General features: G+C 67.2%; 14 protein-coding genes. 6 read left to right on the top strand and 8 right to left on the bottom strand.

Features of this window, described 5'->3' with window-relative positions; translation table 11 throughout:
* The first annotated feature begins 41 nt into the window (after positions 1-41).
* Both HWX25_RS15510 and HWX25_RS15505 read left to right on the top strand, forming a co-directional pair.
* Complete coding sequence (locus HWX25_RS15510; RefSeq protein WP_059816818.1) at positions 42-275, top strand: hypothetical protein; 234 nt, start codon at positions 42-44, stop codon at positions 273-275.
* 164 nt (positions 276-439) lie between these two features.
* Complete coding sequence (locus HWX25_RS15505) at positions 440-2197, top strand: SulP family inorganic anion transporter (protein WP_175909010.1); 1758 nt, start codon at positions 440-442, stop codon at positions 2195-2197.
* Between the two features lie 90 nt (positions 2198-2287).
* On the opposite strand, the gene HWX25_RS15500 is transcribed toward HWX25_RS15505, so the two are convergent.
* Positions 2288-2527, bottom strand: a complete 240-nt coding sequence (locus tag HWX25_RS15500) for a hypothetical protein (RefSeq protein WP_059816823.1) — start codon at positions 2525-2527, stop codon at positions 2288-2290.
* 48 nt (positions 2528-2575) lie between these two features.
* Positions 2576-3226, bottom strand: a complete 651-nt coding sequence (locus HWX25_RS15495) for a BON domain-containing protein (RefSeq protein ID WP_059452433.1) — start codon at positions 3224-3226, stop codon at positions 2576-2578.
* 230 nt (positions 3227-3456) lie between these two features.
* On the opposite strand from HWX25_RS15495, the gene HWX25_RS15490 reads away from it, so the two are divergent.
* Positions 3457-4122, top strand: a complete 666-nt coding sequence (locus HWX25_RS15490; protein ID WP_175909009.1) for a nitroreductase family protein — start codon at positions 3457-3459, stop codon at positions 4120-4122.
* Between the two features lie 105 nt (positions 4123-4227).
* Here HWX25_RS15490 and HWX25_RS15485 read toward each other — a convergent pair whose 3' ends face one another.
* From HWX25_RS15485 to HWX25_RS33450, 4 genes are all read right to left on the bottom strand, one after another.
* A complete protein-coding gene (locus tag HWX25_RS15485) occupies positions 4228-4662 on the bottom strand; it encodes an Hsp20/alpha crystallin family protein (RefSeq protein WP_175909008.1) in 435 nt (144 codons plus the stop codon).
* A 177-nt stretch (positions 4663-4839) separates the two neighbouring features.
* Positions 4840-5115, bottom strand: a complete 276-nt coding sequence (locus HWX25_RS15480; protein WP_059452516.1) for a DUF1488 domain-containing protein — start codon at positions 5113-5115, stop codon at positions 4840-4842.
* A 41-nt stretch (positions 5116-5156) separates the two neighbouring features.
* Positions 5157-5630 carry a universal stress protein gene (locus HWX25_RS15475; RefSeq protein WP_059536668.1) on the bottom strand — a complete coding sequence of 158 codons (474 nt, stop codon included), beginning with the start codon at positions 5628-5630 and terminating at the stop codon, positions 5157-5159.
* Between the two features lie 154 nt (positions 5631-5784).
* Complete coding sequence (locus HWX25_RS33450) at positions 5785-6600, bottom strand: hypothetical protein (protein ID WP_244135255.1); 816 nt, start codon at positions 6598-6600, stop codon at positions 5785-5787.
* A 28-nt stretch (positions 6601-6628) separates the two neighbouring features.
* On the opposite strand from HWX25_RS33450, the gene HWX25_RS15465 reads away from it, so the two are divergent.
* Positions 6629-9013, top strand: a complete 2385-nt coding sequence (locus HWX25_RS15465) for an HAD-IC family P-type ATPase (RefSeq protein WP_175909007.1) — start codon at positions 6629-6631, stop codon at positions 9011-9013.
* 311 nt (positions 9014-9324) lie between these two features.
* Positions 9325-10929: a bifunctional aminoglycoside phosphotransferase/ATP-binding protein gene (locus HWX25_RS15460; protein ID WP_175909006.1), complete on the top strand. Its 1605-nt coding sequence runs from the start codon at positions 9325-9327 to the stop codon at positions 10927-10929.
* Between the two features lie 60 nt (positions 10930-10989).
* On the opposite strand, the gene HWX25_RS15455 is transcribed toward HWX25_RS15460, so the two are convergent.
* Positions 10990-11439, bottom strand: coding sequence for a CBS domain-containing protein (locus HWX25_RS15455; protein WP_175909005.1), 450 nt, complete (start codon positions 11437-11439; stop codon positions 10990-10992).
* 290 nt (positions 11440-11729) lie between these two features.
* On the opposite strand from HWX25_RS15455, the gene HWX25_RS15450 reads away from it, so the two are divergent.
* Positions 11730-12323 (top strand): rhomboid family intramembrane serine protease, encoded by a 594-nt coding sequence (locus HWX25_RS15450; RefSeq protein ID WP_175909004.1) that lies wholly within the window; start codon positions 11730-11732, stop codon positions 12321-12323.
* A gap of 31 nt (positions 12324-12354) precedes the next feature.
* On the opposite strand, the gene HWX25_RS15445 is transcribed toward HWX25_RS15450, so the two are convergent.
* Positions 12355-12819: a hypothetical protein gene (locus tag HWX25_RS15445; protein WP_059700864.1), complete on the bottom strand. Its 465-nt coding sequence runs from the start codon at positions 12817-12819 to the stop codon at positions 12355-12357.
* Between the last annotated feature and the right edge of the window lie 150 nt (positions 12820-12969).

Genomic DNA, 12969 nt, shown 5'->3' with positions numbered 1-12969 from the left:
CCCACCGGCACACCGATCGCACAACAACCAGGAGAGACGTCATGTCACACGCCGACTATCGTTCCGATTCGGGGATGCGGGCCGCCACATCCGACACGTCCGACCCCGCCGCGCTCGACACGCTGGCACTCGTCGCGCTCGCCCGAGACGCCGGCATGCTGGTGATACTCGACGGGCAGATCGGGCGCGAGCGGTACGAAAGCGTCACCGGATCGATCGCCACGCTGGCCCGCTTCGCCCAGGCGTTGCAGCTTTCCACGGTCAAGGTCGCGTGATGCCGGGCGTCGTGGCGTCGAGCCTCGGTAGCCGTCGCCGGCGCGACGGCCCCTGTCGCTGCGCGGTTTCGCGCGTCCATGCGGGGGCAGTCACATTCCGATGAGCGCCTGCCTGTCGGGGCACGGCAACCCTTTCACCCCGACCTTTCAGCGATGAAGCCGCGATGAACCGCCCGCTATCCGGACGGATCGTCCGCATGCTCCCGGGCGTCGCGCTGCTCGCGCACTACCGGCGTGCCTGGCTTTCTCGCGACCTGTACGCGGGGATCGCGCTTTCGGCCATCCTGGTGCCGGTCGGCATGAGTTATGCGCAGGCAGCCGGATTGCCCGCCATCACGGGCCTCTATGCGTCGATCGCTGCATTGCTCGCCTATGCGCTGCTCGGCCCGAGCCGGGTCCTCGTTCTCGGCCCGGATTCCGCGCTGGCGGCCCTGATCGCGGGCGCCATCGCCCCGCTCGCCGCCCATGATCCGCAGCGCGCAATCGCGCTTTCCGGCGCGCTGGCGCTGTCCGCCGGCGCGATCTGCATCCTGCTCGGCGCGCTTGGCCTCGGCTTCGTCACCGATTTGCTGTCGCGCCCGATCCAGTACGGTTACCTGAACGGCATCGCGATCGCGCTCGTGGTCGGGCGACTGCCCGAACTGTTCGGTATGCCGGTGTCGGGCAGCGACGTGTTTTCCAGCGTGACGCGCATCACGCATGCCTTCGTCGACGGCCGTTTTTCGATCGCGGCCGGTCTGCTCGGCGTCGCGGTGCTGGCGTCCATATTCCTGATCAAACGCGTGACGCCGCGCTGGCCCGCGATATTGATCGCCGTGCTGGCGGCCACGCTCGTCGCTCGCCTGTCGCCGTTGCACGGCGTCGCGACGGTCGGCGCGTTGCCGGCCGGCTTGCCTGTTCCGCGCTTGCCGGCCGTCTCGCTGGCCGACGTGGGCGCACTCGCATCCGGCGCGATCGCGGTGGCGCTGGTGTCGTTCGCCGACATCAGCATGCTGTCGCGCGCGCTTTCCGCACGGGCGGGCGACGCGCCGGACCGCAACCAGGAACTGATCGCACTGGGCGCGGCCAATCTGCTCGCCGGCGTGACGCAGGGCTGCGCGGTCAGCAGCAGCGCGTCCCGCACGCCGGTCGCGATCGCCGCGGGCGCGCAAAGCCAGGTCACGAATGTCGTCGCGGCCGCGTGCATCGCGATTCTGCTCGTTGCCGCGCCGATGCTGCTCACGTTCGTCCCGCGCACGGCACTGGCCGCGGTCGTGATCTATGCGGCGTTCGGCATCGCCGACGTGCGCGGTGTCGTGCGGCTATACCGGATGCGCCGCGGCGAATGCCTGATTTCGATGCTGTGTTTCGCCGGCGTGATCGCAATGGGCGTCGTGCCCGGCATCCTGCTGGCCAGCGCGCTGTCGCTGCTGTCGTTCGTCTGGCGGGCCTGGCACCCGTACGACGCGGTGCTGGGCCGGCTGACGGGCGTGCGCGGCTATCACGACGTCGCGCGGCATCCCGAAGCCGAACAAACACCGGGGCTCGTGCTGTTTCGCTGGGATGCGCCGCTCTTCTATGCGAACGTCGAGATCTTCTGCGAGCATCTGGACGCCGCGATCGCACGAGCGGCGGGCCCGGTCACGCGCATCGTGGTCGCCGCCGAGCCCGTCACCGACATCGACGTCAGCGCCGCGGATCGGCTCGTGGCGCTGCACGAGGAGCTTGGGGAGCGCGGCATCGCGATGAATTTCGCGGAGATGAAGGGGCCGGTGAAGGATCGCCTGCGCGCCTACGGTTTGTTCGACGTGTTCGGCGCGGCCAGCTTCTTTCCGACCGTGACCGACGCGGTTGCCCGTCACGTCCGGCGGCCGGAACAACATGCGCGTGCGTGCAAGAAAAAGCGTGCGCGGCGTTGGCGCGTCTCGCACAAGACGCGGTAGACGACCGCGGCACGCATCGGCGCGGGGATCGCCGTACCGCGCATTGCGCGACGGGACCGACGCCTTCGTCGGTCTGCCCCGTCAACCGGTTCAGACCGTGAAGGTATTCGACTTCTTCATCTCGATCCACGTCATCCCGGCGCGCAGTGCGTCGATCGCGGCTTCGCGCTCGGTTGGATGCGTCCTGCCGTGCTCGAACGTCCGCTCGCAAATGCCGTCCGGCGATTTGAGCGTGACGTGGATCCGGCAGCGGAAGCCGCCGGATTCGGCCGCGACCGTTTCGATCGCGACCGACCAGTCCGCTTCGTGAAGTTCACCCGAAACTGTCATCCGATTGCCCTCCTGGTTCGCCGTGGACTGCCCATCCGGCTGCCGGACTTACTCGACCACCAGGTCGTCGACGACGGCACGCACGCCGCGCGCGGACCACGCGGCACCGCGCACGGCCTTGCGCTCGGAGAACGAGCCGACCTTGCCGGACAGCCGCACGGTGCCGTCGTGCACGTCGATCGCGATGTGCTTCGCCTCGCGCTCCGCGTGACGCATGATCGCGCGCTTGATGTTCCCGCCGATGTCGTCCGCACCGACCGTCCCCTGCACCGCGATGTGGTCGGTCACGCCCGTCACGCTGCGCATCTGCGAGATCGCGCGCACGGCCAGGTGGCTCTGGTACGCCCAGTCGACCTTGCCGGACAACGTGATCCAGCCGCGTTCGACCTGCACCTTGACCGCGTCGTCATGCAGCCCGACCGTCCAGTGCAGCACCGAGCGCACCGCTTTGGCGATGTCCTCGTCGGTGCGCACGTCGTCGTCCGGCAGATGCACGGTCATGTCCACGACGAGCGCCTTGACACCGGCCACGCGGTTCGCCGCGCGCTCGATCGCCAGCTTCTCCGCGTAGCTCGGCGGGTGCCCCGAAAGCGTCACGATCCGGTCGGTCACCTCGACGCCGATGCGCGTCGAATCGATCGACGGGTCGGACTCCAGTTCGTCCTGGACATCCTGCTTCAACTGCTTGTCGGTTTTCATCGTCTGCTCTCCTGTGAGCCGCGGCGTGCCTGTCCGCCGCACGTAGCCAGATTTGCACAAGCGCGGCGCCCGGGCGCTGATGCAGGTCAACGGATGCCGCGCGCCGCCCGTCGTGGCCGGCCGGTGCGCCGCTTGACGGAAGTCAAGCCGCGACGGCCCGGCCGTCTTATCGTGAAATCGCCGATGCGCGACGTTCCAGGCACGCGCAATCACGCTTCAAGGAGACTCGAATGACCGAACAGCAGCTGTTGACCTATTCGCCGGCGCCCGTGATGCAGCCGGCATCGCCCGAGGGCGAGTCGCCGGCGATCGTCGACCTGCCGCGCCCGATGCTCGACAACGACGTGCCGCTGATGGCGGCGCTGGCGACCCGAATGAGCTCCCGCGAATTCGCCGCCACACCGCTCCCGCCAATGACCCTCGGCACGATGCTGTGGGCGGCGGACGGCATCAACCGCCCGGCGAGCGGCGGCCGGACGGCGCCGTCCGCGCACGCATTCAATGAAATCGACATCTACGTCGCGCTGCCCTACGGCGTCTATCGCTACGATGCGCCCGCGCACCGGCTCGTGCTGAAACACGCGGTCGATGCGCGCAACCTCACGGGCTATCAGGATTTCGTCGGCCGCGCGCCGCTGGATCTCGTCTACGTCGTCCGGACGGCCGCGATACTCGACATGCCGCCGCCGCAGCGTGACGTGTTCTCGGCGATCGCGGCCGGCGCCATCGCGCAGAACGTCTCGCTGTACTGCGCGGCGGTCGGCCTCGGAACGGTCGTGCGCGGCTGGATCAATCACCGCACGCTCGCCGACGCGTTGCGACTGAACGAGGACGAACTGCCGATCCTCGCGCAGACGGTCGGTTATCGGCCCGGCAGTACGCCGTCGCATGCGTGACGCGCAGATTCGATCGCGCCAACGACATGGCGCGCGGATCGCTCCGCGCGCCGGATCCTCCCGATGGGCGATGCGTGCCTGCATCGCCCGTTGCCCGCCGTCCGATCAGCTGATCGTGAGTTTCTTCTGCCCGACCGGCGCCTTCTTCGGCAGCGTCAGCGACAGCACGCCATCCTGATACGTCGCCGTCGCGCCGGCATCGTCGATGTCGCCAGACAGCGAGAACGAACGGCTGATCGCACCGCTGTAGCGCTCGCGCCGGATCACGCGCTCGCCGTCCTTCTGTTCGCTTTTGCGCTCGATCTTCGCGTTGATCGAGACGGTGTTCCCCGTCACCTGGACGTCGATGTCGTCCTTTGCGACGCCCGGCAGTTCCGCATTGACGGTGTACGCCTTGTCGTTTTCGGTGACGTCGATCTTCATCGACGCAAGATCGGGCTCGTCTGCCAGCGCCATGCCGCGCAGCGGCCTGAACAGCCCCTGGAACAGGTCGGATACGGGTTCGATCGAAAACGGATCGTAACGCGTCATGTTGCTCATGGTTCGTACTCCTCATACTGTGACAGACGACCGGCGCTTTCGTCCCGACAGCATCGGCCGCAATGAAGATCGGATGGCGCGACACCACATGCCGCGCATGGGACGAATGATCTTTAGGAATCCAGCGTACCCGCACGCCCCGGTACGCGCTTGATGCGCGTCAAGGGCGGCGGCCGATCACGTACAGAACCGGAAATGGCCGCTGTGCAGCAGGATCGGCCGTCCGCCGATTTCCTCGAGCAGGGAGCGGGCCGCGCGCTCGATGGCGGGACGATGGCGCGCGAAGGCGTCGACGAGATCCTGCTCGCGAGGCGACGCCGCGCGGAAGTGATCTTCCAGCGCCGCCGATGTGATCGCGCAGCGCACGCGGCGCCCTTCGACGAGCGCCGGAAAGCTCAGCGCGGAATCGAGGTCGCAATACGTCGGATGTTCGGAAGGAAACGATATCTGCATGATGATCACCTGGGCGGATGGCGCACTGGCCGGCAGCGACACTAGGCCACCGCGACCGTGGCGGGTGAGGTATCCTCGCCGCGCACGAGCAGGACCGGGCAACTCGATGCGCGAAGGAAACGTTCGGCGACGCTGCCGAGCACCAGCCGCCGGACACCGCGCCGACCGTGCGTGCCGATCACGGCCAGATCGATCGCATGATCGACGACGTAGCGCTGCAGGCGCTCCGCGACGTCCTGGCCGAATTCGGTCTCGATGACTTCCGTCTCGCCGTTGACGGCCGCGCGCGAGATCGTCCGGTCGGCGTCTCGGAGGATCGCGGCGCCATGCCGCCGGATTTCGTCGAGCAAGGCTTCCGGCTCCATGCGGCCGCCGTAGACGAACAGCGTGGATTTGTCGACGACGAACACGGCAAACAGGCGCGCGCCGCATAACCTGGCCATCCTGAGACCTTCGTCGAGCGCCCGATTCGCCGAAGGACTGCCGTCCGTGGCAACCATGATATTCGTGTACATGCGAACCTCGCTGATGAACCGACGCGCCGGCGGCGTTGGATTCGCTTCCATCATCGGTGCTTGCCGCGAGCAGGCGTTGACCGAAGTCAACGGTTCGGGGCCGCTACGAAACCGGCGCGAGAAGAAGCTGCCGGCCGCTGGCCCACATCCGCCGCTAGCCCGGCGACTTCTCGTCCGACCGGAAACCTTGCTCGATATCGAGGATCTTCCGGGCGCACACGTCGTATTGCCATCCCGGGCCGCCGTTGCTGTCGTACATGCCCTTGCACATCGCCTTGAGCCGGATCACGGAGCCACCGCCACCCGATTCCGCGCGTGACGCCCACAGATAGACTTCTCCGGCCAGATACGGCTGCGCCGTTTCGATCCGGTCCGTGCCGAATCGCGTGATCCGGGTCGACGAATGATCCTGGACGTAGCGCCGCGTGCGGCTCCATGCCCGGTCGCATTCGGACGGTGTCGAACATTGCAGCGATGCGGCCTGACGCATCGCAAGAAGTTGCGTCTCCGTCGACCTGAAGGCCGCGAGCCGGTCCGGTCCTGCACACGCACCCGACGCAAGCAGCACGCCAACCATCAACAACCGTCGTTTCATCGCCAATGCCTCGTGAGGCCGAGAGTTCCGCTCGCAACGGAAGGGCATGATCGCGCTCGGCGTCAAGCCGACGGTATCGCGACCGGTATGCTGCATCCCGCATGCAGCCGCGCGCCACATTGCGCAAGCGCTGAGTTCAACTGTATTGCCACTCCAGCGAACGCGGTTGACGTGTGTCAATCGCGCCTGCGCAGCGAGCGGCGGCGCGCCGATGCCGACCGCGCCGGTGCAGCCGCCGAAAAAGCGGTGCTCGCTGCATCGATGCCGTTGACCGGCGTCAACACCGACGAATCGGCGTGCGATAGCGTCATCACAGACAAGCAACGGGAACACCACTCGCGGCCCGGGTGGGCCGCCCTCGTCACCCGCGTCCACGTGGCGCCATCCATCCGGTTACTGCACTATGTCAGCCCCCGTCAACACGGCTCCTGCGGAATCGACGCGCCAGACGGCGCACGCGTCGTCGGAACTCGCAGCACCGCCCGGCCTGTCGAGCGCAGAAGCCCGCTCGCGCAAGGCCGAATTCGGACCCAATACGGTCAGGGAAACGACACCTTCGTTCACTCGGGTGTTACTGACCAAACTATGGGCGCCGGTACCGTGGTTGCTTGAAGCCTCGATCGTCCTTCAGCTCGCCATCGGCGCGTATATCGAAGCAGCAGTGATTACCGTTCTGCTCGCATTCAACGTCGTACTGTCCCTGATACAGGAGCAGCGCGCGGCAACCGCGCTCTCGGTGCTGCGCAAACAACTCGAACCGACGGCCCGGGTCCGTCGCGACGGCCGCTGGATCCGCGTTCCGGCCGCCGATCTCGTGCCGGACGATGCCATCGAGCTGCCGATCGGAGCGGTCGTCCCGGCGGACGTACACGTAACGAACGGCTTCGCTACGGTCGACCAGGCGATGTTGACAGGCGAGTCGACGCTGGTGGACGTCCCCGCTGGATCGCTGGTCCACTCGGGTTCGATCGTGAAGCGCGGTCATGCGCTCGGCATCGTCACGGCAACGGGCACGCGGACCTATTTCGGTCGAACCGTCGAACTGGTGCGCATCGCCCATGCCCCGAGCACCGAACAGCATGCGGTGCTCGCGGCGGTCAGATATCTCGGGATGATCAATGGCGCTATCGCGCTCGTCGCGCTCGGCTATGCCCGTTATCTTGGTTTCTCCTCCGGCGAGTTGCTCCGCCTCGCGCTCACGATGCTGCTCGCGACCGTTCCCGTGGCATTGCCCGCGACCTTTACCCTGTCCGCCGCACTCAGCGCGCTTTCGCTCAGTCGGCGCGGTGCGTTGCCGACACGCCTGTCGGCCGTTCACGAGGCCGCGGCCATGGACGTGCTGTGCTCCGACAAGACCGGCACGCTCACACGGAACGCGGCGGAAGTCACCGAAGTCGCGCCTCAGCCCGGTTACACACCGGAACAGCTGTTGGACCTCGCGGCACTCACTTGCGAACCGGCCGGAGACGATCCGCTCGATGCCGCGATCCTTCGCGCGGTGGCCATGCGAGGCGGCGAACCGTGTCCGGACCGAACGGTTCGACGCGTGCCGTTCGACCCCGACACGAAGATGTCGCAAGCGTTCGTGCAAGACGCCGACGGAAGACCGATGCATGTCGTAAAAGGCGCGTTGCAGGCGCTCGAACGGATCATGGAGTGCAATTCCGACGTGCGCGCGAACTCAGACGCCCTCGCGCGCGACGGACGGCGCATCATCGCGGTCGGGGTGGAGACGGCGGACGGCCGGCGCAGCCTGGCCGGACTCATCGCACTCACCGATCCGCCGCGCGCGGATGCCGCGACGCTGATCGAGTCGCTCCGCGCGCTCGGCGTGCGCACGATCATGGTAACGGGCGACTCGGCCGCGACGGCTGCCGCCATCGCGCACGACATCGGCCTGCGGCCGACGCCGTACCCACGCGACAATGGTTTCGATGGAGCGAAGCTGGCGCGATTCGACGTATTCGCGCGCGTGATGCCCGAGGACAAGTACCGCCTCGTCCAGGCACTGCAGGGAGCCGGTCACGTGGTCGGCATGTGCGGCGACGGCGTCAACGATGCGCCCGCATTGCGCCAGGCCCAAGTGGGCATAGCCGTGTCGAACGCCAGCGATGCCGCGAAGGCCGCCGCCGCGATCGTTCTCACGGAACCCGGACTGTCGGGAGTCGTCGCGGCCGTCAGCGAAGGGAGAATGGCGTTCCGGCGACTGCTCACCTATACGCTGAACATGCTCGTCAAAAAGATCGAGATCGTATTGTTGTTGACGGTCGGCCTCATCACTTTGCACCGACCGTTGATCACGCCGATGATCATGATCATCCTGCTGGTCACGAACGACTTCCTGACGATGTCGCTGACGACCGATCGCGCGGAGCCTGCGCAAGCCCCGCAGCGCTGGAACATGCCACGCATCGTTCTTGCCGCAACGCTCTTCGGTTTCGGCAAGCTCGCGTTTTCGGCTTGCGTGATTGCCTTCGGCGCATTCGAGGGCCATCTGGCGCCCTCGTCCATCCTGACGCTCGGTTTCCTGGCGATTGCATTCGGCAATCAAGCGATGATCTACGTGCTCCGGTCGCGCAAGCGTGTCTGGAGTTCGATGCCGAGCCGCTGGCTGCTGATTTCTTCCGTCGTCGACGTCGCGATCGTCTGTGCGCTCGCCTTGTCCGGCACCCTGGTGACCGCGCTCCCGCTACAGTGGATCGTCGGCGTCGCCGTGGCGGCATCGGGTTTCGCGCTCGTCGTGGATCAACTGAAGGTTTTTGCCGGCCGCCGACTGAACATCGGCTAGCATGCCAACTGCATGTCCGTACCGCGTGCCGGGCCGCACGGCTTGCCGTCTGCACGGCGCGGAGACTTCACACGGCAAGCGTGGCCGTCGACGATCGGCCGCCCCCCAGGGCGCCTGCTTGACGGACATCAAGTGGAAACATGCGTGGGTCGGCTGCAATAGAGGGCGTCGAATCGGCGATCCTTGGCCGGTCAACCCGATCCGGTGACATCGAGCTAGCGAGAACGTGCCATTGCCCGATGCTCGTTTGGAACCCACTCCAGCGGGGGCGGCAACACGTATGCGCGCCCCGTATAACCGATCCGTTCATCATGTCCCGAGCGCCGCATGTCCCGTTCGCGCTGCATCGCGGAAATGCACGACGAAAGTCGACGCAATTCGATCGCGCAATGCGCCGACCCGCCATCTATCCCCACCCCGCGGGCCGGATCGAGCGGATCGAAACCCATCTGTCCGTCGTTTATCTGGCCGGGCGCTATGCGTACAAGCGCATCAAGCCGGTGCACTTCGCCTTCGTCGATCTGATGCGGCCTGAAGAGCGGCGGCGCTGCGCGCTCGCGGAATGCACGCTCAATCGGCCGTTCGCCGGCCCGCTGTACCTGGGTGTCTGGCCGCTCGTCGCGCACGGCCGGCGATGCGCGTTCGCCGCACCGGTGCCGACCGGCGGGCGCCGGCGCCGGCAGCAGACGGTCCCGGGCGAGTATGTGGTGCGCATGCGCCGGTTCGACGCGCAGGCGATGTTGTCGGTTCGCAGCGCATCGCGCGACGACGGTCTGGCGGATGCGGATGCCCTCGCCGATACGCTGGCCCACCATCATCTGCACGCGCCGCGCCGGGCGCCACGCGGCCATTCCGGCAGCGCGGCGAGCGTCGCGGCCCAGTGCCGCCCCTTGCTCGACACGCTCGACGTCACGGTGCCGGACGAAGCCGCGCTGAGCGCATGGTACGAAGCCGAACTGGCCCGCATCGCACCGTTGCTCGCCGATCGGCATGCGCGCGGTTTCGTGCGCGCATGTCACGGCGACCTGCATCTCGAGAACATCGTGCGCTGGCGGAACCGGATCCTGATGTTCGACTGCATCGAATTCGACGACGCGCTGCGCTGGATCGACGTGGCGAGCGATCTCGCGTTCGCGCTGATGGATTTCTCCGCTCACGGACGCGCGGATTGCGCCCACCGCCTCCTTTCCGGCTGGCTGGCACGCACGGGCGACCATGCGGCACTGGGCGTGCTGCCGTGCTACTTCGTCTACCGTGCGCTGGTGCGCGCGCTGACCGCCCGGCTGCGCGGCGACGAAGCGGCGCGCGCCGGCTATCTGCGCGTTGCGTCGGCGATGGCCGATGCGCGACGCGATGCGCCGCCGGCGCTGCTCCTGTGTCACGGGGTTTCCGGGTCGGGCAAATCGGTGGCCAGCCATGCGCTGGCCGCGCAACTCGGCGCGATCCGGTTGTCCAGCGACGTCGAGCGCAAGCGCCTGGCCGGTGCATCGACCGACACCCGCCTGTCCCCCGGCGCCTATTCGGACACCGCGATCGACGAGATCTACGAACGGCTGCTTTCGGAGGCTCGCGTGGTTCTCGACAGCGGCTACACGGCGATCGTCGATGCGACGTTCCTGCGCCAGCACAACCGGACGGCGTTCATCGCCCTCGCCGCACGGCTCGACGTACGCGTTGCGATGCTCGATTTCACCGCGAGTCCGGCAACGCTCGCCCGGCGTGTCGCGGCCCGCGCGGCGCACGGACGCGATGCCTCCGATGCCGACACCGCCGTACTGGCCCGACAGATCGAGCATGCCGACCCGCTGACCGAAGCCGAATTGGCAATCGCGATTCGTTTCGACACCGATTGCGATGCCTCGGCGTACGAAAGCCGCGCATTCTGGGCGCCGTTGCTCGCCACGCTGCGCACGTAAGCACGCGGGGCGCATGCCTCAAGCAAGCGGGCCGCCGCGCCGGACGCCGGCCCCGCAACGTCACGCGCGGAAACGCTGCTCCTCGATCTGCTGCAGCTTGCCGACTTCCACGACGCCGCCGAGCAACCCCGCGAGATGCTCGACGATATCGTCCAGCGTCACGATGCCGGCGAGGCGCCCTGCATCGTCGACGACCGGCAGTCTCCGAATGCCCGAGCGGCGCATCTCCTCGAGCGCGACGCCGATCTCGTCGGTGTCGGACACGACGACGAGGCCCCGCGACATGATCTGGCCGGCCGTCACGTCGCCCGGATCGTCGCCGCGGGCCATCACCTCGATCACCAGGTCGCGGTCGGTCACCAGGCCGATCGGAATGGCTTCGCCGTTGCGGTACTCGATCACGACGATGTCGCCGACATGCGCGTGCCGCATGCGATCGGCGAGTTCAAACGCACTGCAGTCGACCGTGCACGATTCGACCGGTTGGGTACTGATTCTTCCGATGTGCATGATGAAGCTCCCGTTGCCCTTCGCGTGGACGATACGCATGCGCAGCGCCCTGCGGCGACGCATGTTTCCCGAGTTCAGGGTAAGCGCGGCGCCCCGGGCAGGGTTGACGCACGTCAACCTGCTGCTCGCCGTCGTTGCCGACAACGCGCGGACGGCAACGCGGCGACCGTCCATGATCTGTCTCAACGGCCACGCACGTGCCACCGCTAACGTGACGGTATGTCGTGAAATTCGATTCCGGCCGCACCGCCGGCCGGCAACGCCACATCCGTCCCGCGGATTCCGTCGCCATGACCTACGCATTGATTCTGGTGAACTTCGCCGTGTTCATCGCCGAGGCGAGCGGCTGGCCGGTGCTCATCGACCTGTTCGCGCTATGGCCGCCCGCACGACCGGGCGCGCCGGCGACACCGGATTTCCACGTCTGGCAGTTGCTGACCTACAGCGTGCTGCATGCCAGCCTCGCCCATATCGCGTTCAACATGTTCGGGCTCTACATGTTCGGACGCGACGTCGAACGCGTGCTCGGGCGCGCGCGCTTTCTCGCGCTCTATCTGGCGAGCGTGCTGGCCGGCGCGATCACGCAGCTCGCGGTGATCCGGGCGCTGCCGCCCAGCGACGCACCGACCGTCGGTGCGTCGGCCGGCGTTTTCGGCGCGTTGATCGCTTATGCCGTGCTGTTTCCGAAACGGCGCGTCGTGCTGCTGTTTCCGCCGGTGCCGATGCCAGCATGGCTCTTCGCGACCGGTTATGCGTTGACCGAATTGCTGTCCGGCCTCAGCGGCGACACGAGCGGCGTCGCGCATTTCGCCCATCTCGGCGGAATGCTCGGCGCCCTCGTGTGCCTCGCCTTCTGGCGAACACGCGCGGACGAGCGCGCGTGACACCTGGTCCCGCCGATGGCGGGCACGGTCGCTAGATGCTGAGATATCCCTGGAACAGCCACGGCGGGCCGGTTCTCTCGCCTGTCGCGCGACCGCTCGCAGCGGGCACGCAGACGCCCGAGAAACCGGGCGATCCGTCCTGCCAGAACGACGGCACGAAGGAGAATTCGCCGTTGACCGTCACGACGAAGTCGCGATTGAACTGCGACGGCGCAAAAATCGTTACCTCGTGGAAGAACGACGCGGCGTCGTCGTGCGCCGTGCTGCGCGCGGCAAGCAGCCCCCTGGAGTCATAGCGCGCCGGCAGCGTGTAGATCTTCCCGCCACGCTCGACCGCTTCCGCCGGCGTGAACACGAGTTCCACCCCCGGGTACGGCAAACGGTAAGGCTCGCGACAGATCGGGCCGTCGGGCCCAAGCGCGAGCGGCGGATGAGCCCAGAGCGAAAGCGACAGCGGGCTCGTGCGCTGGGCGAAGTATTCGGAAAGCCAGTTCATGGTCAGTCCTCCCGTGAACGGTCATTGACGTCGAGTTGCGGAGCGTGTCTGCCGGATCGACGCGGTTGCGTCGACGGTTCGTCCAGCGTCGCACGCCCCGCCGCGCGACGCTTGATGCCGATCAAGCACGCGATCGACATGCGCCCCGAA

Source organism: Burkholderia sp. BCC1640 (genome assembly GCF_902833125.1).
Taxonomy (GTDB): Bacteria; Pseudomonadota; Gammaproteobacteria; order Burkholderiales; family Burkholderiaceae; genus Burkholderia; species Burkholderia diffusa.
The sequence above is the reverse complement of the archived record's forward strand: the minus strand, read 5'-3'. Positions and strand labels throughout refer to the sequence as shown.

What these genes read in the sequence shown, in the direction of transcription:
- HWX25_RS15510 (WP_059816818.1), top strand. Translation starts at nt 42, where the DNA reads ATGTCACACGCCGACTATCGTTCCGATTCGGGGATGCGGGCCGCCACA.
- HWX25_RS15505 (WP_175909010.1), top strand. Translation starts at nt 440, where the DNA reads ATGAACCGCCCGCTATCCGGACGGATCGTCCGCATGCTCCCGGGCGTC.
- HWX25_RS15500 (WP_059816823.1), bottom strand. Translation starts at nt 2,527, where the DNA reads ATGACAGTTTCGGGTGAACTTCACGAAGCGGACTGGTCGGTCGCGATC.
- HWX25_RS15495 (WP_059452433.1), bottom strand. Translation starts at nt 3,226, where the DNA reads ATGAAAACCGACAAGCAGTTGAAGCAGGATGTCCAGGACGAACTGGAG.
- HWX25_RS15490 (WP_175909009.1), top strand. Translation starts at nt 3,457, where the DNA reads ATGACCGAACAGCAGCTGTTGACCTATTCGCCGGCGCCCGTGATGCAG.
- HWX25_RS15485 (WP_175909008.1), bottom strand. Translation starts at nt 4,662, where the DNA reads ATGAGCAACATGACGCGTTACGATCCGTTTTCGATCGAACCCGTATCC.
- HWX25_RS15480 (WP_059452516.1), bottom strand. Translation starts at nt 5,115, where the DNA reads ATGCAGATATCGTTTCCTTCCGAACATCCGACGTATTGCGACCTCGAT.
- HWX25_RS15475 (WP_059536668.1), bottom strand. Translation starts at nt 5,630, where the DNA reads ATGTACACGAATATCATGGTTGCCACGGACGGCAGTCCTTCGGCGAAT.
- HWX25_RS15465 (WP_175909007.1), top strand. Translation starts at nt 6,629, where the DNA reads ATGTCAGCCCCCGTCAACACGGCTCCTGCGGAATCGACGCGCCAGACG.
- HWX25_RS15460 (WP_175909006.1), top strand. Translation starts at nt 9,325, where the DNA reads ATGTCCCGAGCGCCGCATGTCCCGTTCGCGCTGCATCGCGGAAATGCA.
- HWX25_RS15455 (WP_175909005.1), bottom strand. Translation starts at nt 11,439, where the DNA reads ATGCACATCGGAAGAATCAGTACCCAACCGGTCGAATCGTGCACGGTC.
- HWX25_RS15450 (WP_175909004.1), top strand. Translation starts at nt 11,730, where the DNA reads ATGACCTACGCATTGATTCTGGTGAACTTCGCCGTGTTCATCGCCGAG.
- HWX25_RS15445 (WP_059700864.1), bottom strand. Translation starts at nt 12,819, where the DNA reads ATGAACTGGCTTTCCGAATACTTCGCCCAGCGCACGAGCCCGCTGTCG.